The organism is Paenibacillus sp. FSL R7-277 (assembly GCF_000517965.1).
Classification (GTDB): Bacteria; Bacillota; Bacilli; order Paenibacillales; family Paenibacillaceae; genus Paenibacillus_AQ; species Paenibacillus_AQ silagei.
In genome coordinates this window covers 1-21,458 of the sequence record NZ_ASPX01000029.1, presented here as the reverse complement: position 1 = coordinate 21,458, position 21,458 = coordinate 1, and the positions used below count along the sequence as shown (strand labels likewise).

The 21,458-nt window shown below is 54.4% G+C and carries 16 protein-coding genes; 7 read left to right on the top strand and 9 right to left on the bottom strand.

The window, feature by feature from the left end:
* Positions 1–8: 8 nt before the first annotated feature.
* Entirely contained in the window at positions 9–644 is a 636-nt protein-coding gene (locus tag C173_RS11150; RefSeq protein ID WP_036724800.1) for an NUDIX hydrolase, read from the top strand.
* 106 nt (positions 645–750) lie between these two features.
* On the opposite strand, the gene C173_RS11145 is transcribed toward C173_RS11150, so the two are convergent.
* Entirely contained in the window at positions 751–2,829 is a 2,079-nt protein-coding gene (locus tag C173_RS11145) for a beta-galactosidase (RefSeq protein WP_036724798.1), read from the bottom strand.
* A gap of 190 nt (positions 2,830–3,019) precedes the next feature.
* Here C173_RS11145 and C173_RS11140 point away from each other — a divergent pair, with 190 nt between their 5' ends.
* Positions 3,020–3,892: an AraC family transcriptional regulator gene (locus C173_RS11140; protein WP_063830902.1), complete on the top strand. Its 873-nt coding sequence runs from the start codon at positions 3,020–3,022 to the stop codon at positions 3,890–3,892.
* A gap of 141 nt (positions 3,893–4,033) precedes the next feature.
* Here the strand turns inward: C173_RS11140 and C173_RS11135 are convergent, their stop codons facing one another.
* Together C173_RS11135 and C173_RS11130 are read right to left on the bottom strand one after the other, a co-directional pair.
* Entirely contained in the window at positions 4,034–5,773 is a 1,740-nt protein-coding gene (locus C173_RS11135; RefSeq protein WP_036724796.1) for an ABC transporter ATP-binding protein, read from the bottom strand.
* Positions 5,770–7,515, bottom strand: a complete 1,746-nt coding sequence (locus C173_RS11130) for an ABC transporter ATP-binding protein (RefSeq protein WP_442792637.1) — start codon at positions 7,513–7,515, stop codon at positions 5,770–5,772. The genes C173_RS11135 and C173_RS11130 overlap by 4 nt, the downstream gene beginning before the upstream one ends.
* Before the next feature lie 155 nt (positions 7,516–7,670).
* Between C173_RS11130 and C173_RS11125 the strand changes: the two genes are divergently transcribed.
* Positions 7,671–8,540 carry a LysR family transcriptional regulator gene (locus C173_RS11125; protein ID WP_036724794.1) on the top strand — a complete coding sequence of 290 codons (870 nt, stop codon included), beginning with the start codon at positions 7,671–7,673 and terminating at the stop codon, positions 8,538–8,540.
* A 165-nt stretch (positions 8,541–8,705) separates the two neighbouring features.
* Here the strand turns inward: C173_RS11125 and htpG are convergent, their stop codons facing one another.
* Positions 8,706–10,589, bottom strand: coding sequence for a molecular chaperone HtpG (gene htpG / locus C173_RS11120; protein WP_036724793.1), 1,884 nt, complete (start codon positions 10,587–10,589; stop codon positions 8,706–8,708).
* A 229-nt stretch (positions 10,590–10,818) separates the two neighbouring features.
* Here htpG and C173_RS11115 point away from each other — a divergent pair, with 229 nt between their 5' ends.
* Positions 10,819–11,295 carry an AraC family transcriptional regulator gene (locus C173_RS11115; protein WP_327196444.1) on the top strand — a complete coding sequence of 159 codons (477 nt, stop codon included), beginning with the start codon at positions 10,819–10,821 and terminating at the stop codon, positions 11,293–11,295.
* A gap of 905 nt (positions 11,296–12,200) precedes the next feature.
* Here C173_RS11115 and C173_RS11110 read toward each other — a convergent pair.
* From C173_RS11110 to C173_RS11095, 4 genes are read right to left on the bottom strand one after another with little or no spacing between them, the layout of a single operon-like run.
* A complete protein-coding gene (locus tag C173_RS11110) occupies positions 12,201–13,571 on the bottom strand; it encodes an MBL fold metallo-hydrolase (protein ID WP_036724790.1) in 1,371 nt (456 codons plus the stop codon).
* Complete coding sequence (locus tag C173_RS11105) at positions 13,568–15,253, bottom strand: ABC transporter permease (protein WP_036724788.1); 1,686 nt, start codon at positions 15,251–15,253, stop codon at positions 13,568–13,570. Before C173_RS11105 ends, C173_RS11110 begins: the two co-directional genes overlap by 4 nt.
* A 24-nt stretch (positions 15,254–15,277) precedes the next feature.
* Positions 15,278–16,363, bottom strand: coding sequence for an ABC transporter substrate-binding protein (locus tag C173_RS11100; protein WP_036724787.1), 1,086 nt, complete (start codon positions 16,361–16,363; stop codon positions 15,278–15,280).
* Positions 16,364–16,365: 2 nt separating this feature from the next.
* A complete protein-coding gene (locus C173_RS11095; RefSeq protein ID WP_036724785.1) occupies positions 16,366–17,370 on the bottom strand; it encodes an ABC transporter ATP-binding protein in 1,005 nt (334 codons plus the stop codon).
* A 169-nt stretch (positions 17,371–17,539) separates the two neighbouring features.
* Here C173_RS11095 and C173_RS11090 point away from each other — a divergent pair, with 169 nt between their 5' ends.
* Positions 17,540–18,430, top strand: a complete 891-nt coding sequence (locus C173_RS11090) for a LysR family transcriptional regulator (protein WP_036724784.1) — start codon at positions 17,540–17,542, stop codon at positions 18,428–18,430.
* A gap of 119 nt (positions 18,431–18,549) precedes the next feature.
* Positions 18,550–19,419: a CYTH domain-containing protein gene (locus C173_RS11085; protein ID WP_155991386.1), complete on the top strand. Its 870-nt coding sequence runs from the start codon at positions 18,550–18,552 to the stop codon at positions 19,417–19,419.
* 130 nt (positions 19,420–19,549) lie between these two features.
* Here C173_RS11085 and C173_RS11080 read toward each other — a convergent pair whose 3' ends face one another.
* Positions 19,550–20,446 carry a LysR family transcriptional regulator gene (locus tag C173_RS11080; RefSeq protein ID WP_036724783.1) on the bottom strand — a complete coding sequence of 299 codons (897 nt, stop codon included), beginning with the start codon at positions 20,444–20,446 and terminating at the stop codon, positions 19,550–19,552.
* A gap of 119 nt (positions 20,447–20,565) precedes the next feature.
* Here C173_RS11080 and dapA point away from each other — a divergent pair.
* The coding region (gene dapA / locus C173_RS11075) for a 4-hydroxy-tetrahydrodipicolinate synthase (RefSeq protein ID WP_051477969.1) at positions 20,566–21,458 on the top strand (893 nt) is incomplete at its 3' end.

The window sequence follows — 21,458 nt, the reverse complement described above, 5'->3', positions numbered from 1 at the left end:
CAAATTGCATGAACGAGGAATTATTAGCTACGTTTGATGAACAAGGGAACCGGACGGGGACGGCTCCCCGGGACGAGGTTCACCGCCAAGGTCTCTGGCATGAGACCTTCCACTGCTGGTTTGTCCGCAAAGCTGACAGCGGGCTGAGGATCTGCCTCCAGCTGCGCAGTGAGCAGAAGCGAGATTATGCCGGGCTGCTCGACATCACTGCTGCCGGACATCTGCTGGCTGACGAGACTGTTATGGACGGTATCCGCGAGGTGCAGGAGGAGCTGGGGCTTGAAATTGCTTTTGACGAGTTGCAACCGCTGGGGGTCATCCCCTACCAGATGGACTCCGCCGGATTCATGGACCGTGAACGGGCGCATGTATATGTCTATGAGAACCGCTATGCACTAAGTGAATTCACCCCGCAGCTGGAAGAAGTGGCTGGAATCGTAGAGGCCCGCTTCGCTGATTTCCGCAGCTTCATCTCGGGAGCAGACAGCACGCTTCATGTGCAGGGCTTCCAGGTCACCGGGAACGGTGAACGAATCAGCATCGACGAGCTGGTGGACTTCACGCACTTTGTCCCGCATGAGCGTGAATATTTTAGGCGGGTAATTGAGGGGATTGAGCGGTTGTACGGTCCAGCCACAACCTAAAGCATACTCAAAAGGCAGAACCCGTCGATGGGGTTCTGCCTTCTTTTGTAACTCACTCTATCTGTGCTGATACTTCTAACTATATTACGCGATTTAGCTGCTTCACTTATGCTGTAGCCGCTGCGCGCTTCAGAATTGCCAGTCCATTCACTACCAGCTTCAGCTCGGCCGGAGCCGCTGCGCCGGATTCTACATCAGTATAGGCTTGTCCGTCCAGCGTCACTACTTGCTCGGAGCCGCTGAAATTCTGCACGAATACATACTCATGCTCGCCATCGGAACGCAGCTGGGCGGTTACTCCGGTCGGAAGCTCGGTGTTCAGAGTGCGGCTGATCCGCTCTTTTCCGGTAATCGCGGCGTACAGGTCCACATAGAACTGCGCATCCTTCACGCGTGTTGCCAGATGATAAGCCTTACCTGCTCCCAGCTTGTTCACTGTGAGTGCAGGACGTCCGGCGTAGAAGTCGCTGCGGTAATGGCCCAGCGCCTCAGCGCCTTCCAGATGAATCAGCTCGGCGATCTCATGTGCATCGTATTCCCCGCTCAGCTTCAAGCTGTTGCCTGGGTCCATTACTAAACCGTTCAGATCGCGGCTATGCAGTCCTTCCGTCTCTTCGGCCCAAATGCCCAGCGTTCTGCGCAGCGGTCCAGGGAAGCCGCCCAGGTGACACAGATCGGTCTCGCCGACTACTCCCGACCAATAGGTGGCCAGGAAGGTTCCGCCCTGCTCAACATACTTCTCAATCCGCTTCCCGTTCTCTTCGCTGATCAAGTACAGCATCGGAGCAATCACCAGCTTATAGCCGGACAGGTCATCGCCTGAGCCTACCACATCCACCGGAATTCCCAGCTCCCACAGTCCCCGGTAATGCTGAAGCACAGTCTCTTCATATTTCAGGCCGGAATTGCGGATACCTTGGGCATCCTTCACCGCCCAGCGGTTATCCCAGTCGAACAGAATGGCTGTCTCAGCAGGAGTTGTAGTACCTACAACTTCCTCCAGTCCCGCCAGGGTACGGCCTACCTCAGCTACATCCTTAAAGACACGGGTCTCTGTATGTCCGCTATGGTCGATCACCGCGCCGTGGAATTTCTCGCTGGAGCCGCGGCTCTTACGCCACTGGAAGTACTGTACAGAATCAGAACCATGCGCAACTGCCTGGAGTGAAGACAGCTTGTGCATCCCCGGGCGCTTCAGCTTGCTGACAATCTGCCAGTTCGTGAGGGAAGGCGTGCTTTCCATGAGCAGGAAAGGCTTCTTTTTGAAGCTGCGGTACATATCATGGTGCATCGCTGTCCAAGCGGCCAGACGGGCGTCATCATCGTCCTCGGTATATCCCCAGTCCGGGTAAGCATCCCATGATACCACATCAAGAATCTTAGCCATGTTACGGTAGTCTACGCCGTCAATCATATGCATGTTGGTGGTCACCGGCAGGTCAGGGTTAAAGCCCCGCACCGCGTCAATCTCATGCTGGCAGAAGTTAATCGTCTGATCGCTTACGAACCGGCGCCAGTCCAGGTTAAGACCGTGAACCTGAGTCTCACCATGCGGAGCAGGGGACTCGATCTGTTCCCAGGAAGTATACGTATGGCTCCAGAATGTAGCCCACCAAGCGTGGTTCACCTCATCCAGATCATTATTGTACTTCACCTTGAGCCAGTCCCTGAAGGCATCCTGACAGTAATTACAATGACATTCACCGCCGAATTCATTAGAGATATGCCAGCCGATCACTGCCGGGTGATGCGCATAACGCTCAGCAAGCTTGGAGTTGATCAGCGCTGTCTTTTCACGGTAGACCGGAGAAGTGAAGCAGTGATTATGACGGACGCCATGCAGGTTGCGCACCCGGTTCCGTTCCACCCGCAGCACTTCAGGATACTTCTCGGACATCCATGCCGGACGCGCACCGCTCGGAGTAGCCAGGAACGCATAAATACCATTCTCCGCAAAACGGTCCAGCAGCTGGTCCATCCACTCAAAGTTAAATACCCCTTCTTCGCGCTCCAGGGAGACCCAGGAGAAAATCCCGACAGACATGACATTACAGCCTGCCAGCTTCATCATACGGATATCTTCTTCCAGCACCCCCGGATATTTCAGCCATTGCTCGGGATTATAGTCGGCGCCATGAAGCATTACAGGAGCCTTGCTGCTGATTGCAGGAACTTTGCTGCTCATATGATTTCATCCTCTCGTTTAGGTGTGATGGTAGATGTCAGGATGGGACTTTTCACTGATACAATTTCTTCTGTGGCTCTGTCCCTCTTGCTTATAACGATTTACACTATTTATAATAAAGGATAATCCGTGATCAATGGTAGGATAATAATAGCGTTTGCATAGCACAAAATGAATATGAGGTGTTCGTATGCTCCCCTTCTCTCTGATTGAAATGCCGCGTGACCTGAATGCTTTCCCTCTCTATCCGTACTCTGTCGGCCGTCATATCCAGTATCACCATGTGCGTCCTGCCGGATTCCCGGTGCATCAGATTTTCCTGATCCGCAGCGGCAGCGGGCGGTTCCGTGACCTGGAGGACGGCACTGAAACGGTGCTGCAGCCTGGGATGGCCTATGCATTTCCGCCTGACCGCGGGCATGAATATTATCCGTTATCCCACGAGCCGTGGCATGTCGGCTTCATCGGGTTCCACGGCAGCCAGTCTGCCTCCGTTCTGGAGGGTCTTAGCCTGCTGCCGCCAGCCCCGTTCCGCCTCGAACGGTTCGAGGAGTGCTGGGAGATGCTCGGCGGGATCTGGCACACGGTGAATGGGAACAGCTCGGCGCGTCAGGAGGAACAGTCGATGCAGGACTTGTCGGTGACGCTGTACCGGCTGCTGCTGATGCTGCGCAGAAGTGAAGTCTCCACAGGTGCAGTGACCCGGCTGGAGAACGAAAACGTCCGCAACGAGGCACTGAACAAAGCAGTCAGCCTGATCAACGAGCATTTCACCGAGCCGCTGCTGATCACCAATCTGGCGGCGGCTGTCGGTTATTCCGTCCAGCATTTTCAGCGTCTGTTCCTGCAGGAATACGGGGTCACTCCGCATAAGTATCTGCAGAACCTGCGGCTGCAGCGCGCCATGCAGATGCTGACCGAGGACCCTGAGCGTCCCGTGCAGGATATCGCCCTCAACCTTGGCATGGAGACCAATTACTTCATCCGGGTCTTCCGCAAAGCCCATGGAGTGACTCCAGGGGTTATGCGCAGCCGGCTGCATCCGGGTAAGGATCATACCTAAGCTGCGCAGGGCAGCCGATAATCCCGGCCATAGCCACAGAGCTGTGCCAGCCCAATGTGTTCGGTTTTTCGCATACAATAAAAATAGCTGCGGCCCACTTCCAGAGAAGTGCTGCCGCAGCTATTTAAATTAACCGTATTCCTACACCGCCGTAAACTGGCTGTTGTACAAGCGGGCGTAGTAGCCTCCGCTCTCCAGCAGCCCGTCATGCGTTCCGCTCTCCACGATATCTCCATCCTTCATGAACAGGATGAGGTCCGCCTCGCGGATCGTGGACAGCCGGTGGGCAATGACGAAGCTGGTCCGCCCGGTGATCATCGCCAGGAAGGCCTTCTGTATCCGCGCCTCTGTCAGCGTATCAATGCTGCTGGTCGCCTCATCCAGAATGAGCATCGGCGGATCAACCAGCATGACGCGGGCAATGGTGAGGAGCTGCTTCTGACCCTGGGAGAGATTATCTCCCGAGGTGCTGATCCTGGTGTCATAGCCTTCAGGCAGGCGCTTGATGAAGCTGTGCGCATTCGCGGCCTTGGCGGCCGCAATCACCTCTGCTTCGGAGGCCTCCGGCTTGCCGTAAGCAATGTTGTCGCGGATGGAAGCCCCGTACAGCCAGGTCTCCTGCAGCACCATGCCGAAATTGCGCCGCAGACTGTCGCGGGTGATGGCGGTAATATCTACTCCGTCAATCCGGATCGTTCCGCTGTCCACTTCATAGAAGCGCATCAGAAGGTTGACCAGCGTGGTCTTGCCCGCCCCGGTCTGGCCGACAATCGCCACGCGTGTGCCCGGCTTCACCTCCAGGCTGAAGTCCTTAATCAGCGGGCGCTCCGGTGTATAAGCGAAGCTTACCTTGTCGAAGGTGATCGTCCCCCGGCTGTTCTCCATCACATACGCATCCGGCTGGTCCGGCGCTTCCTGCGGGAGATCCAGAATGGTGAAGATCCGCTGCGCCGAAGCTGTGGCGGACTGCAGCTGTGTGATCACGCCGGTTATCTCATTGAACGGCTTCGCGAACAGACTGGAATAGATCAGGAAGCTGGACAGATCCCCTACGGAGAACAGGTCTCCGATAACAAGCACACTTCCGATCATCGCAATCAGCGAGAAGGTGATATTATTAACCAGCCGCGTAGTCGGGTTCGAGAGCGAGCCATAGAACTGCGATTTCGTCCCTGTCTTGTACAGCTCATTATTCCGCTCCGCAAAGCCTGCAAAGGAGCGGTCCTCGTAATGATAAGCCTGCACCACCTTCTGCCCGCCAACGATTTCCTCGACATAGCCGTTTAGCCCCCCGAGAATCTTGGCCTGCTCACGGAACAGCTGCTGGGAACGCATCGTAATGAAGCGGGCAACGAAGAAGGTTGCCGGAGCAGACAGCAGCACCACCAGCGTCATTACAGGGCTGATATAGAGCATCAGCCCGATGGCCCCGGCAATGGTTACGATCCCCGTCAATAGCGTGGAGAAGCCCTGGAGCAGCCCGTCAGAGACGGCATCCATGTCGTTCACGAACCGGCTGATGCTGTCGCCCTGGGGATGGTTATCATGGAATTTCAGCGGCAGGGCGTCCAGCTTGTCAAACAGCTCGCGGCGCAAGTCATAGACCGTGCGGAACGCCAGCTTATTCGTATAATAAGTGAGCAGCCAGCCGAAGAAGCTGCCGACCAGATATACACTGCCCAGAATCAGCAGCAGGCGCAGAATTTCCGGGAACTCCACACGGTCCGGTCCGATCATATGGTCGATGGCGCGGCCAATCAGGAGCGGCCCGATCAGGCTGGCAACCACGCTCAGGATGGCGCAAAAGATAGCTCCATACGTTATTTTCCGGTACTCACGGGTATATTGAAACAGACGTTTCCAGGTCATTGTACTGGTCATTGTAAAGCCTCCTCGCTTGAGAGCTGTGACATGCAGATTTCCTGATAGACTGCGCAGCTCTCCAGCAGTTCCTCATGCGTACCGATTCCGGCAATCCGGCCTTCATCGAAGACGATAATCTGATCAGCCTGCCTTACTGTGCTCACCCGCTGGGATACAAGCAGTACGGTCATATCTGTACTGTTCTTGCTTAGTGCGCGGCGCAGTGCCGCATCCGTAGCGAAGTCCAGCGCACTGGAGGAATCATCCAGGATGAGAATCGGCGGACGTCCGACGACAGCGCGGGCAATGGTCAGGCGCTGCTTTTGGCCACCGGACAGGTTATGCCCGCCGCGTGCCACCAGCGTATCCAGCCCTTCCGGCAGCCGGGTGATGAACTCCTCTGCCTGGGCAACCGCCGCTGCAGCCATGATCTCGTCCCGGGTAGCAGACGCCTTCCCCCAGCGGATATTCTCGGCAATCGTGCCGGTGAACAGCACCGCCTTCTGCGGCACGATGCCTATTCTGCTGCGCAGCTGCTCCAGGCGGTAGTCCCGTACGTTTACACCCTCGACCCTAACCTCCCCTTCCACAGCGTCGTAGAAGCGCGGAATCAGATTCACGAAGGTGCTCTTGCCCGAGCCGGTACTGCCGATTAATCCTACCGTCTGCCCCTTGAGGATATCTACAGAGATATTTTCCAGGGCCAGCTCACCGGTCGTGTTATAGCCAAAAGAGACATTGCGGAAGGAAATCACCGGCGCTGCTCCGTCCCGCTTCGCAGCAGGTGCATGAGCAGGCACTTCAACAACCGAAGCTGTCATCGCCAGCACCTCATTAATGCGATTCGCAGACGACGAGGCCTTGGTGAACAGAATGACCAGATTGGAGACTACGATCAGGGCCAGCAGGATCTGGGTTACATAATTAATGAATGCAATAATCTCACCCTGCGACAGACTCCCGGCTTCAATATGAATTCCGCCTGCCCATAGAATGGCAATAATCGCCGCGTTCACTACCAGTGTCGTCATCGGTCCCAGCCAAGCGGAGATCCGTCCGACACGGATGGCCGTCTGCGTCAGATCCTCAGAGGCTTCATTGAAGCGCTGCTTCTCGCGGCGGCTCTCGGCGAAGGCCCGGATCACCCGGATGCCTGAGAGATTCTCGCTGAGCACCAGCGCCAGCCGGTCCAGCTTCGCCTGATATTTGCGGTACATCGGCGAGCTGCGCGTAATAATGAAGTACAGAATGACTCCGAATACCGGAGTAGCGGCAATCAGGATCAGCGACAGGCGGAAATCCAGAATCATCGCCATAATAATAGCCCCGATACAGATGAATGGCGCACGGATGACCAGCCGGATGAGCATAGCTACTGCCACCTGCAGCTGGTTAACGTCGTTAGTGATCCGGTTGATCAGCGAAGGCGTGCCGATGACATCCAGCTCGGCATACGACAGCGAAGAGATGTGCTTGAACATTTTGTTGCGCAGCGTGGTGCCGAACCCCTGTGAGGCCCGCGCCGCATAATATTGACATACCATGGAGCAGCCGAAGCCCAGAATAGCCATCAGCACCATCAGGGACCCCATCCGGTAGACGTAGCTGCTATCTTGCTTGCCAATTCCGTTGTTGATGATCAGAGCTACGATCGTTGGCAGCAGCAGCTCGAGAATCGCCTCCAGCAGCTTGAAAATCGGCCCAATTGTCACTTCTTTCTTGTACGGTTTTAAGAATACTGCAATTTTGCGCACATTCATCCTCACCTAACGTAACGTAGTATGTAATCCTTCTTGAAAAAAATAAAAGACCCGTTATGATTATGTCATACCCGCTAACATATTCATAATATTGGTTTCGTATCTATCCCATATGGATAACGTATGTCATAACCCTTACAAATGGAGGCTAAACCATGGATATCCGCCAATTAAAGTATTTCCTGGCGATTGCCGAGGAAGGACAAATTACATCCGCAGCCAGGAAGCTGCAAATGGCCCAGCCCCCACTCAGCCAGCAGCTCAAGCTGCTGGAGGAGGAGCTCGGAGTCAAGCTGGTGGAGCGCGGACCGCGCAGCATCCAGCTGACGGATGCCGGAATCATTCTGCGTAACCGGGCCCAGCAGATTCTGGAGTTAACGGACTCCACCGCCCGGGAGATCAGCGACTATGCCAAAGGACTGAAGGGGAGCCTTACCATTGGAACGGTCTCTTCATCAGGCGCTACCCTGCTGCACGAGCCGCTGACAGCGTTTCATAAGCGCTATTCGGGCGTAACCTTTGAGATTCATGAAGGCAATACGTTCATGATTATCGACTTGTTGAACAAGGGCATTGTTGAGGTGGGCATTATCCGCACCCCGTTCAACACCAGCAATATGGAATGCCTGTATTTCCATTCGGAGCCGATGATCGCGGTGATGGCCGCTGATTATGACTGGGCCCCTAGCCAGAGTGCTGCTCAGCTTGGCGAGCTGCAGGACAAACCGCTGATTATCTACCGCCGCTTCGAGCAGCTCATCCGCGAGACCTGCCTGGAGCACGGCTTCGAGCCACAGATCTTCTGTATGAATGATGATGCGCGGACCACGCTGCTCTGGGCCAATGCGGGACTCGGGATCGGAATTGTACCCAAGTCGGCGTTTGAGCTGGCCAATCACAGCAACCTCATCTACAAAGAGATCCTTTGCGAGACCCTGCGCACCCGCGTAGCCGCCGTATGGATGAAGGATAAATATTTGTCGTCCCTGGCTACCAAGTTCATCGAGACCTTCAAGTCACTCTAATGGCCTGCTTGTCTTCTGGAGGATGTCCAATTTCGACTCCCTTCATCCTGAGGATGAACGGCCCGCAGCTTGGCTTCATGCGCACGCCAAAACCCCCGCACCGGTCAAGCGTCAGCGCGGGGGTTCTTTTGAATTACGGGTCTTAAGGCTGGCAGTAGCGCCTGCTTAGACCATGATTTTACAAATATCGTTCGTGAACTGCACCGGATCATTAACCTGCAGTCCTTCGATCAGGAGCGCCTGATTGTACAAGAGGTTGGTGTACAGACCCAGCTTCTCCTTGTCGCCTTCGGCCGCCGCCTTCAGGGACTTGAAGACATCATGGTGAATGTTGATTTCAAGCACCTTGTCCGCTTGCACATCCTGGCCGCCGTTAGGCATGGCCTTGAGGATTTTCTCCATCTCGATTGTCAGCTCGCCTTCGGTGGACAGGCAGACCGGATGGGATTTCAGCCGCTTGGAGGCTTTGACTGCCTTCACTTTGCCGGACAGAATGCCCTGCATAGCTTCGAACAATCCCTTGTTCTCATTCTCTTCCTCTTCAGATGGCTTATCCTCGGCACTCTCTTCAATTCCCAAGTCGCCGCTGGAGACATTTCTGAACTCCTTCTCCTTATAAGCCATGATCATCTTGATTGCGAATTCATCGATATCATCGGTGAAGTAGAGAATCTCATAGCCCTTGTCCAGCACCATTTCGGTCTGCGGCAGCTTCTCAATGCGCTCTACCGATTCACCCGAAGCGTAGTAGATATATTTCTGGTCTTCCGGCATTCTCTCAACATATTCAGCCAGCGTCACCAGCTTCTTCTCCTTGGAGGAGTGGAACATCAGGAGATCCTGCAGCGTTTCTTTTTCCATACCGTAGTCGTTATAGACCCCGAACTTCAGCTGTCTGCCAAAAGACTTGTAGAACGTCTCATACTGCTCGCGCTCATCCTTCAGCAGGCTCAGGAGCTGGCTCTTGATCTTGCTCTTAATATTCTTGGCAATCATCGTCAGCTGGCGGTCATGCTGCAGCATCTCACGGGAGATATTGAGCGACAGATCCTCGGAATCAACCATCCCCTTGACGAAGCTGAAGTAATCCGGCAGCAGATCGGCGCATTTGTTCATAATCAGCACGCCGTTGGAGTAGAGCTCCAGGCCTTTTTCATATTCCTTGGTATAGTAGTCAAACGGAGTATTCTCCGGAATGAACAGAATCGCGTTGTAGACCACTGCGCCGTCCGCACTGATGTGGATGTGCTTCAGCGGCTTGTCGAACCCGTAACGCTTCTCTGCATAGAAGTTGTTGTAATCTTCTTCGGTCAGCTCTTTCTTGTTCTTGCGCCAGATCGGCACCATGCTATTGACCGTCTGCTCTTCCGTCACATCGATGAATTCATTCTCAGCATCTTCCTTAGGCTGTTTGCTGGTAATGTCCATCTTGATCGGGAAGCGGATAAAGTCCGAATACTTCTTGATGATTGATTTCAGACGGTATTCTTCCAGGAATTCATCGTAGTTATCGTCCTCGGTGTTCTCTTTGATCTTCAGCGTAATTTCGGTACCGACCGTATCCTTCTCACAAGGCTCAATCGTGTAGCCGTCCGCACCCTGGGATTCCCATTTGAACGCCTGCTCGCTGCCCAGCGCCTTACTGATTACGGTCACATCGTCCGCCACCATGAATGCGGAATAGAATCCGACCCCGAATTGTCCGATGATGTTGTGTCCATCCTTAGCTTCATTATCCTTCTTAAAAGCAAACGAGCCGCTGTTCGCGATAATCCCCAGATTGTTCTCCAGCTCTTCCTGCGTCATCCCGATGCCGGTGTCGGCAATGGTTAACGTGCGGCTATCCTTGTTGGCGCTTACTTTAATGTAGTAGTCCTCTTTATTGAACACCAGACTATCATCGGCCAGTGCCTTGTAATAGATTTTATCGATGGCATCACTTGCATTGGAGATCAGCTCCCGCAGAAAAATCTCGCGCTGCGTATAAATGGAGTTAATCATCATTTCCAGCAGTCTTTTGGATTCAGCTTTAAACTCTTTTTTAGCCATGAATAAATAAATCTCCTTTCAAAAGTAACCTTCGGATTGCGGAGCATCGTTTAGCACTCCACTCACTTGAGTGCTAACACTCCCTTTTATATACCATATTCTAGTTTTTGATGTCAACATCTTGCCGCCTAGGAAGCCCACAAAAAAAGAAATGCATTCTATTTTAGTCCATGTTAGCATTCGGGTTGTACTTCATTTGACCACTTAACCACAGAAAGGATAATGATTAATGATGAACATTCAACTCGAAAGCATTCCGGCAACACGTATAGCTTATGTACGGCAGACAGGCCCCTACGGCCCCGGCAACGCTCAGGCGATGGAACAATTGAAGCAGTGGGCGCGGGAACAAGGCTTGCTTCAAGGCTCGGCGGTGCTGTTCGGCATTCCGCAGGACAACCCTGCAACTACAAGGCCGGAGCTTTGCCGATATGATGCCTGCATCAGCCTGACTGAGAATCCTCCCGCCGGGGTCTCAGTACCTTACGGCGAGCTTCCCGGCGGAGCCTACGCAGTGGTAACCCTCCAGCATACGGCTGAAGCTGTCGGTCAGGCATGGGCAGAGATTTCCCGGCGTTGTCACGCAGCGGCCATAAGCTTGATCCCGGGCGGCCGGTTATGGAGAGATACACGGAAGACATGGTCAGCAGGCATCTTTGTGAGCTTTGTTTTCCTGTATTTGAATAAGGACAGGAAGGCGCTTTGAAAAGCGGAAGTCCCGAAATCCATGATATAGCTACTTGGGACAGCCTTTATTTTGGAGCAGGATCAGTGTGAGCGCTTGGGTGGACGCTCTGCACACGGAACATTGTTGCAATCGCTGTTGTGTCCAGATTTTTTCATTCCCCCTAGCGGTGAAAATCCTGACACAAAGGCGAACGCTCCGCTTGTCCACAATCATTCTGCCCGCTCCGCTGTTTATGCGGAAACGGACAAAATCACCCTAACGGGCGAAGTATACTGGTGCCTCATCGCCTTCTGGTGGTATACTTCCAGCCCACTTTCCTTTTACACACCTCGTAGTCGATTTTCGCATACGTCCTAAAATCTTTCTTCCTTTTCTGGCGGTGTTCCGCCCATCTCTCACCAATTCTGAGCGTTTTCTCTCACCAACCGCTTGTATGAAGCAGCATTGTTGCACATTTTGCAGGACTTCACTAAAAAAGTTACTGGTTGTGGTACATTGTTGCATCATTTGCAGAAATTCCGGTGTTCAGAGCAAGTTAACACTAGCTTTGTTGCATTTCCTGCAGGAATTTAGCATCAGTCGTTTCTATTCGGCCGTATTGCTGCACTTCTTGCAGGATTTTTCTAACAATGTTACAGGCTGCGGAGCATGGGGTGCATTCCTTCTCGCAGCAGCAACGATTGTATTCGAATTTCCGCATACATTGGGTCCACGCGCCTCCGCACTGCCCAATGTGTTCGGTTTTCCGCCTACATTTGGCCCACGCGCCGCCCCCCAACAAATTGTATTCGGTTTTTCATATACATTCCATCTGCTCCTCTTTACACATCAGAAGAAATTCATAATCTCCTAAAAAATAAGTAAAGAGGCCCCTCTATAAGCAAAATTCCGCTTACGAGACAACCTCTTTCATCTTTTCATAGTTAATCCAAATCCAGCGTTTCCCCCGCCGCCATAGAATGCAGCGTGCAGCCCGTCAGCTGCCCGCCCTCGATCAAGGCTTCACGGAGCTTGTCGGTCTCCGGCTTCGCAGCATGAACCAGTACGGCGTGCCGGACCGGAAGAGACTTCAGCATACGCTGCACATCTTCCCGGCCCTGATGCACCTTGTAGCGCAGCTTGAGCACCTCGCATACTCCATGCTGTCCCGGTTCATGCAGCAGCTTGTATCCGAAGGTACCGGCCGCTACATGACCGGTGATCAGCACGGAATAGGTTGAATGGGACGCCCACCTCGCATAGTACCAGCGGGACAAGGACGATTGCATCATGCCATCCGGCACGAACCACAGGGAAGGGCCGGAGCCTGACAGCAGCTCCTCCCGTTCCACTTCGCTCTGCGGCATCGTCCAGCGGCGGGCGGCAAAAAAGTCTGCTATGTGATCCGCTGCGGAATACCCTCCTGTTCGCTCAGCACTCCTAAGCCAGAACGGCGAGGCTGCCAGCCGCCTCATCCCCTCTATCAGCTTCGCTTCCACTACCATCGGCAGATCCGCGAACAGCTTGGCAGCCCATAGCATCATCTCCTGGCTCCGTCCGCCTGCCGGAACCGGGAGCAGCACCTTGCCCCCCCGTGCCGCAGTCCTACGGATGGCCTGCTCCAGCTGCCTTAGCTTATCGGACTGGGTCTCCTCGTCCATTCCGTACGCCGCATCGGCCACCGCCAGATCAAGACGCTGCCCGCACGACCATACCCTCAGCCTCTGGTCCGCATCCGGGATGCCTCCGGCTGCTTGTATCGCCTCAGCTGGTGAATCAGCCGCAAGTAACAGGGATTCCGCCGTATAGTCGCCGGAATAGAAGATTGAGCGCCCTTCCGCAGCGATCAGGAACCATACAGATCCCGCCAGATGCCCGCTTCGTCCCCACATGACCTGAACCCCGGGAATCAGTCTGAACCAGGACAGGCAGTTGCCCTCTTCCTCCAGATAACGGTAACGGATCGCTTGTTCATCTGCTTCAGTGTATGGCAGCTCATGGCCCTCACGGCTAATACTCGAACGCCAGGAGCGGAAGTAGCCATCCAGTTGCGCCCTTGTTTCCCGCGTTGTCCATACCTCACCCTTGTAACCCTGCGCATACAGCAGCGGCAGCGCTACCGAATGATCCTCATGGGCATGGGAGAGCAGTACCATGTCCAGCATTGCCGCCTGCCCGGGTTCGATGAGGGGATATTGTCCGGCTCCGCCTTTTTTGACGCCGCAATCAAGCAGCAGACGGTAGCCCCTTCCACTCAGGAGGTAAGCGGAACGCCCGTGTTCACCGGCTCCGCCCCATATGGTCAGCTTCGTCATAATCCGGTCCACTTTGTTCTGGAATTCAGCAGTTCAATGCCGAGCAGCAGCAGCACCGTCAAGCCAACCGATACCACCGCCATGGCCATGCCAAGCGATACCTGCCCCTGTTCGAACTGGGCAAAAATATACGTAGCCGAGGTCTGCATCGAAGGCGGCAGAATCAGCAGCGATCCAACCAGCTCCCGTACAGATATGGTGAAGGTCATCATCCAGCCTGCCAGCATGCCGGGCATAATGAGCGGAAGCAGAATCCGCCGCAAGATATAGAACGGGCCCGCTCCGCTGACCTGGGCCGCTTGAAACAGCATACCGTTAATTTGCGAGAAGCTGGCCTTCACATACTGCACGGTATAAGGAAGAAACAGCACCACATAGGTAAGCACTACCATGCCGTAGGTGTTGTAGAGCGTGAAGGGCATCCATGGCGCATTCCAGAGCAGAATCAGCCCTACCACCATTACAATGCCCGGAACCGTATTAGGCAAAAGACTCAGCAGATCAATGATCCGCTGCAGCCGAGCCACAGACCTGCCGATAGCCAAGGCAAGGCCGGCTCCAAGCACGACAGCCACCGACGCTGCGGCCAGCGACAGCCCCAGACTGTTCCCGATCGCCTTCAGGCTCACTGATCCCCAGGAGAGCAGCTCCCTGTAATGCTCCAGCGTCAGATTGTCCAGTGACAGCCCGGCACCGCGCAGCTTCATCAGCGAGGCGGCGATAATCGAGAAGTATGGGATGCCTATGGATAATAGCAGCAGGGCAGCCAAATACATACCGGCGAGCCAGCCTGCGCCTCCGCGTAACGAATACGTCTTGAAGCGCTGTCCTTTGCCCCCCACCAGACGGTAAGTGAACCGGCGGCTGACCGCCGACTGCATGTACCAGATGACCAGACAGACCGACAGCAAAACGGATGCAAGCGACGTAGCCTTGCCGAAGTCAATCGGCCAGCTGGAAATGTATTTATGAATTTCCGAGGTCATGACATAATAGCCGATCTTGCGGCCGAAGGTAGCCGGTGTTCCGAACTCCGCAATCGTCTTGACGAAGACGAGCATCACCCCCATGCCATAGGCCGACAGCAGCAGCGGCATGATGATCCGCTGGAAGCGGTAGCCTGCCTTTGCCCCGTGCACCGCTCCCGCCTCTTCCAGATTGCCGCCTATGCGGATAAGCGCATCCCGAAGCAGCAGATACAGGAACGGGAACAGATGCATGCTCATAATGAAGACCATTCCCCAGAAGCTGAAGAAAGAATCACTTAACGCACCCGCACCCGGAAGCCACTGCTGAAGATATCCGCCTTTTTGCATGAACAGAATCCAGCCCATGGAGCCGATATACGGCGGGGTCATGAACGGAATCAGCAGAATAACATCAATCCAGCGGTGCAGCCCCATGCGGGTCTTGGCCATCATCCAGGCCAGCGGCATCGCAAGCAGCGTAGTTCCTGCCACTACGCATATACCAAGCCATACCGAGTTCAGCAGCACCCCGGACAGACTCTGTCCGGTGATCGTACGGAGGGGGGCCATCCAGTCCAGCCGCTGATCCGGGGTAACGCTTTGCCAGAAGATGAGCAGAAGCGGAATGCCGATGCTGACCGCCAGCAAAAAGAAGGAGAGCAGCAAGCCCGCTCTCCGAAGTATCCGGTTACTGTCCATGGAGACTGGACTCATTGCTTTTCACCTCAACCTTAAGCCTTATTTGTAAATTTCCGCGAATTTCGAAGCCGTCTCATTCCCATGCTCACTCATCCAGGCCCAGTCCACCTTAAGCTGCGGGATGTCCTTCAGATTGGTCCGGTTCGAAGCTTCAATATCCTCGCGGCCCGGGATGAGATACGCATCCGCTACCAGCTGCTGGGCTTCGTCAGACAACAGATAATCAATGAATGCTTTGGCATTGTCCACGTTCGGACTCGTTTTCAGAATGGCTGCCGGTCTCGGACTTATCACCGTACCCTCCTCAGGATAGACAATATCCAGCGGCTCTCCTTTTGCTTTGGCCTTATAGGCCATATAATCTACTCCTGCTGCCACAATACTCTTAGCTCCTGTAACAACCGGATCAAGCGCCTCCTGGTTCGCTCCAGCCATAGCGACTCCGTTGGCCTTATAATTCTTGAACAGATCCCAGCCCTGCTCGCCGTTCACGCTGAGATAGCCTGTAATGAAATCCAGCGCCGAGCCTGACAGCGTCGGATCTGGAATGTTGACGGCGTCATTCCACTCCGCATCTGCCAGCTCTGCCCAGGTCTTGGGCGGATTCGCTACCAGCTTCGTATTATAGACAATCCCCAGCGCAGAAGCACTTGAACTGAAATAATTGCCTTCGGCATCCGACCAGTCCTGATTCAGCTTCTCTTTATTGGCCGCTTCCGGGTAGGGCAGCGTCAGACCGTCCGCCTTAAGCGCCTGTGCGGAAGGCAGGGAAGCCAGAATCACCACATCGGCCACCGGATTTGCTTTCTCGGCTTCCATCCGGGCCAGAATTTTGCCGGTCGTTCCCTGGAACATCTCCACCGTGAGGCCTGTCTTGGCCTTGAAGCCATTCACAATATCGTCTGCCAAGCCCTGAGGGCCGGCGGAATACAGCACCAGCTTGCCGCTTAACGCAGCTGCTGTAGCTTCAGGAGTTGACGCAGCTGCATCCGTTGCCTCAGGTGTACTCGTGCTGGCCCCGCCTGCACTGGTGCTGTTGCCCGTACCGCAGCCTGCCAGACTCATACTCATCACAGCAGATAACAGCAGCATTGCGCCTTGTTTACGCGGATTGTTCCATTTCATGGTTATGATTCGCTCCTTTTAGGTTCTTCTTCATTTGAATTCGAATTCATCCGGCATATCCGCCGCGGTGAGACATAGAGCTGAACCCTTTCTCCTACAGGAATCCGGTTGTTCAGATAGGCTGTCCATATTCCGGCCCCCTCCACCTCCGCACGGATCTCATAACGCTCTCCTACATAACTGATACTCCGTACAACAGCGGAATAACACAGATCATCGCCCGCCGTGCGGCTCCATCCGATATGCTCAGGCCGCACCATCTCCTGCTCCGGCGTAAGCCAGTTCGACTTGCCGATGAATGAAGCCACGAACGGTTCTGACGGTGCCTCATATACCGCTTCAGGAGTTCCAGTCTGCAATATCCGCCCGCTTTTCATAACGACAATCTCGTCGGACATCGACATCGCTTCGATCTGATCGTGGGTCACGTAGAGTGCAGTGAGACCCATGTCCCGCACCAGCGACATCATCTCCACTCTCATCTCTTCCCGGAGTACGGCATCCAGCGCGCTTAACGGCTCATCGAAGAGCACCACACCCGGACGGACAACTACCGCTCTGGCAAAAGCAACCCTCTGCTGCTGACCGCCCGACAGCTGATGCGGATACCGGTTCTCCATCCCCTGCAGCCGGACCATCTCCAGTGTCTCCAGTACCTTGCTCCGCAGCTGCGCACGCTGCCCTGAGGCCTTCAGCCCGAAAGCCACATTCTCATACACCGTCATATGCGGCCAGAGTGCAAAATCCTGAAATACCATCCCGAAATTCCGCTTGTGCACCGGAACATCGATCCGCTGCGCAGCGGAGAAATAACATTTCCCGTCAGCGTATAATTCCCCGCCATCCGGGCGCTCAAGGCCCGCTAACATCCGCAGCAGCGTGGTTTTGCCGCAGCCGGAAGGCCCCAGTAAGGTAGTGAACTTACCGTGCTTCAATTCAAGCCCGGCAGGCAGCAGCGCCGGTTGTCCGCCAAAGCTTTTATGAATCCCCTTCATCTGAATATTCATTTCGATCCCTGCCTGTCTTCTTGAGCTGTCCTCAGTCTAACGTCTGTATTCGCAGGTTGTTTATTTTTCATGTAAACACGTAATTAACTTTATATATGAATTCTGTTAACGTTCATAGATAAAATCTATGGTGGGGGATATCCCACTAACGATTGGAAGAGGTAACTCCATGAATCTGATGAAACTGCAAATTATTGAACTGATCGACCAGCTGCATCATATGACCAGCGTAGCTGAGGTGCTCGGGATCAAGCAGCCGACCGTAACCTTTCATATGAAGTCGCTTGAAGAAGAGCTCGGGGTCCGGCTGTTCGAGGCCCGCAGCGGCAAAACCTTTCTCACCGAGGCCGGAGCAGCCCTCCTTCATTATTCCGTGAAGATTAATGCGCTTGCCCGTGAAGCCCGACGGGTAGCCGGAGAATTCGACACCCTCTACCGGGGAACGCTGCTGATTGGGGCCAGTTATGTACCTGCAACCTATTTGCTGCCGTCCATATTACATGCGTTCTCCCGGGAGTTCCCCGGCATCCGCATGGCTCTGTCTGTGAAGCCCTCCCCGGTCATCCGGGAGATGCTGATCCGCCACGAAATCGACTTGGGTGTGATCTCCTCAGAGCCTTTCACGGAGCCTGCTCTGCAGGCTGAATCGCTGATTACAGATGACCTCGTCCTGATCTGTTCTCCTAAGCATCCGCTCGCCCGCAAGACTCAGCTTAATATGGAGGAGATCAGTAAGACTCCCTTTGCGCTGCACGGAAGCGAATCCAGTACCCGCCGCCTGACGGAGCGCTGGTTCGGACAGCAAGGGCTGCAGCTGCGCAATACGATTGAGGTCGATTCACTGGAGGCCATCAAGCAGCTCGTGCAGCTGGGCGGCCACATCTCCGTGATGTCCCGGATGGCGGTACAGTGGGAGCAGCAGCAAGGTCTAATTCAGGTGCTGCCTATTCAAGGGGAAATGGCGCCGCGTTATATCTATGCCGTGCACAACAAGGACCGGCATCCTTCGGTGCAGATGGAGAGCTTCCGGAGCAGCCTGCTGGCCACCAAAAACTGTTAGCCGTCATTGAGTAAGTCTATGCAGGATTAACGCAATTCCCCTTTCACTTTAACCGCTCCCATATACTCAACCCGTAAAGTGGATCATGTACCCAAACCTGATCATAGGAGTGATGATGCTTGAGAAAATGGAAAAAGCTTACCCTGTCCTTCATGCTGAGTATTGTGGCAGCAGGCGGTGGATTAGCCGGACAGGGCTTCCTGCTGCCGGAGCGCGTCTCAGCCGCAGCTAACGCCGTTCCAGCCTATGAGGTGAAGTTTCTGGCGGACCCTGACCTTGTACTGGACAGCAGCGGATCGCCGCGCAGCGAGGTCATGGATACATTCGACCTGAATTCTACTCCACAGGCTATTCGAGTCGAGTATTTCGATACCGACACGCTTGAGCTGAACAGCAAGGGATGGGATGTGCGGCTGCGCAAAAAAGAGAACAAATCCGATTATGAATTGACCTACAAGAAACGTTATCCTGTCGTGAACGGAAATATCCAGGCAGCGCTCACCCTGGCGAATCAGGAGGGCTTCGACGCTTCAGATGACAACTACGAAGCAGAGGTGGATTGGGGGTATGGCAAGCAGACCCTTAGCTTCTCTAATACCAAGAAGGTCAGCACCAAAGCTGCCGGAGCCGTGCTCCCTGCTGAGGAAGAGGCCCTGAAGCTGCTGCTGGACAAGCTGCCAGGCAAATTGAAGAACTGGTATGCATCGAACTGGGGGAAGCAGAAGCTGGCAGCCTCCCGGGCGCATGGCCCGTTGACCTTCGAGCGGTATACAGGCACCTGGAACAATCAGGAGATCACTCTTGAGGTATGGCCAGTGCGTGATGAGGCGGGAAGCGGCATCCAGAATATCGTGGAAATTTCGTTCAAAACCACCGATAGCACTGGCGTAAGTGGATTGCGTACAGAGCTGATGAACCTGCTGAACGCCGAGGGCTGGCTTCTTCCTGCTGATGGCCTCAAGACCCAGCTGATTCTGGAAAGGTATTAAAGTAATCATCAATATTAGCTTATAACTCAAAAAGAGCACTGCCGCACCCTTCATGAGGGCGATACGGCAGTGCTCTTCTGCTGATATAAATTTGTTACGAGACGGCTCCCCACTGCTCCATACGTTACTTTCACAGCGCAACAGTCTTCGCCTTGGCATCCTCAAGCAGCATCTGAATCAGCGACTGGAGCGGCAGGGACTTCCACTTCTTCGGATGCAGCAGCAGTTGCAGATCGAAATGAATCTCCGGGTGGGCAAAAGACAGCTCGGACAGGTTCCCCCGCTCGATCTCCTCCTCCGCCACAATCCGCGGCAGCAGCGCTATGCCCAGGCCATTGCGTACACAACGCTTAATCGCTTCCAGATTCGACAGCTCAAAACCAATCCGAAACACGATCCCGTGGTCCCGGAGCAGGTTCTCGAACAGGCTGCGGTAAATGCAGCTCTCCTCGGAGACAATCAGCTCGCAGTTGTTCAGATCCTGGAGGGTCACCTGCTCCAGCCGGGCTAGCGGATGGCTGGCTGGTGCCACGAGCACAAGCGGCTCATCGCGGATAATCGTCCGCGTAAGCGCGCTATCCACCGTGCTCCGGTCCAGCAAAAGACCGATATCGACCTCTCCGTCCCTGATTTTGGATATCAGATTGGCCTCCTGCTCGGTCTGCAGATGAATATTCAGACCAGGGAACATCGTCCGCAGCTGCTGCAGGAACGGCGGCAAATAGAAGGCTGCGAGCGAATCAATCGTTCCAATCGTAAGCGTTCCGCCGATCTGCTGGGCGATTGTTTCCTTAGAGCGGTCATAGAGATCCAGAATCTCCACGAACAGCTTAAGCAGCTCTTCCCCCGGCGGAGTTAAACGCAAGGCGCGGCCATGACGTTCAATGAGCGGCACTCCATATTCCTTCTCAATCTTCTGTATCTGCATCGTGACACTGGACTGGGCATAGCCCAGCTCTTCAGCCGCACGCGTAAAGCTCTGCCGCTTGGCCACTTCGCGGAAGGTCCGCATATACGTTAAGTCCATCGTCTCACCCTAACATCAATATTATTGATAACCTACATCATTTATTATAGCTAACAACGATGCAATAATCCATGGTACAGTAGAACAAACGGATTTTACATTTTTGGAGGACGATATTCATGTTAACAGAAGAACAGATTTATGGAATTTATGTTCCCGTGGTCACCCCGTTCTATGCTGCTGGTGAGCTTGATCTGGAATCGTATCAGCGTTATGTGAACAACATCATCAAGAACAATATTCATGGTCTGGTCGTCAATGGAACCACTGGAGAATCGCCGACAGTCAATATACAGGAATTACAGTCGCTCGTGGATACCTCACGGGAACTTCTGAAGTCCAGCTCTATCCCGCTCGTGGTGGGCACAGGTACAAATGATACCTACTCTACCGTGGCCCGTACTGAGCTGGCGGCGAACGCAGGTGCCGATGCCGCACTGGTGGTTGTCCCTTATTACAGCCGTCCGTCCCAGGAAGGCATCATCGCCCATTTCCGCAAGGCGGCAGAGGTCGGTCTGCCCATTATGGCTTACGATATCCCGGGCCGCACTGGAGTCGGCATGACGCTGGACACCGCCCGTACGATCCTGGAGATGAATAATGTCGTAGGGTTAAAAGACTGCTCCGGCTCCCCCCTGCTCGTCTCCGAGCTGTCCAAGAGCGGCAGCAAGCCCGTGCTCTGCGGCGACGATCTGCATTTCTTCGACATGCTGGGCTACGGGGCCGCCGGAGGCATGCTGGCCTCAGCCAATGTACATACAGGCCGCTTCCTAAGCATCTACGAGCAGTACAGAGCCGGTCAGATTGAGGCTGCACAGGCTGCGTATGATCAGCTAGTGCCGCTGATGAAGCTGCTGTTCAAGGAGTCCAACCCGGCCCCGATCAAATGGCTGCTCAGCGAACTCGGAGAGCTCTCCTCAGACACGCTCCGCTTGCCAATGACTTCCATTAGCACCGCGCTGCGCGAGGAGCTGGGCGCCTACCTTGCAGAGGAAGCTGTCAGCGGCAGACA

Coding starts and splice junctions, on each gene's coding strand:
- C173_RS11090 (WP_036724784.1), top strand. CDS start 17,540: ATGAATCTGATGAAACTGCAAATTATTGAACTGATCGACCAGCTGCAT.
- C173_RS11130 (WP_442792637.1), bottom strand. CDS start 7,515: ATGAATGTGCGCAAAATTGCAGTATTCTTAAAACCGTACAAGAAAGAA.
- C173_RS11110 (WP_036724790.1), bottom strand. CDS start 13,571: ATGACGAAGCTGACCATATGGGGCGGAGCCGGTGAACACGGGCGTTCC.
- C173_RS11105 (WP_036724788.1), bottom strand. CDS start 15,253: ATGAGTCCAGTCTCCATGGACAGTAACCGGATACTTCGGAGAGCGGGC.
- htpG (WP_036724793.1), bottom strand. CDS start 10,589: ATGGCTAAAAAAGAGTTTAAAGCTGAATCCAAAAGACTGCTGGAAATG.
- C173_RS11140 (WP_063830902.1), top strand. CDS start 3,020: ATGCTCCCCTTCTCTCTGATTGAAATGCCGCGTGACCTGAATGCTTTC.
- C173_RS11135 (WP_036724796.1), bottom strand. CDS start 5,773: ATGACCAGTACAATGACCTGGAAACGTCTGTTTCAATATACCCGTGAG.
- C173_RS11150 (WP_036724800.1), top strand. CDS start 9: ATGAACGAGGAATTATTAGCTACGTTTGATGAACAAGGGAACCGGACG.
- C173_RS11095 (WP_036724785.1), bottom strand. CDS start 17,370: ATGAATATTCAGATGAAGGGGATTCATAAAAGCTTTGGCGGACAACCG.
- C173_RS11115 (WP_327196444.1), top strand. CDS start 10,819: ATGATGAACATTCAACTCGAAAGCATTCCGGCAACACGTATAGCTTAT.
- C173_RS11100 (WP_036724787.1), bottom strand. CDS start 16,363: ATGAAATGGAACAATCCGCGTAAACAAGGCGCAATGCTGCTGTTATCT.
- C173_RS11125 (WP_036724794.1), top strand. CDS start 7,671: ATGGATATCCGCCAATTAAAGTATTTCCTGGCGATTGCCGAGGAAGGA.
- C173_RS11145 (WP_036724798.1), bottom strand. CDS start 2,829: ATGAGCAGCAAAGTTCCTGCAATCAGCAGCAAGGCTCCTGTAATGCTT.
- C173_RS11080 (WP_036724783.1), bottom strand. CDS start 20,446: ATGGACTTAACGTATATGCGGACCTTCCGCGAAGTGGCCAAGCGGCAG.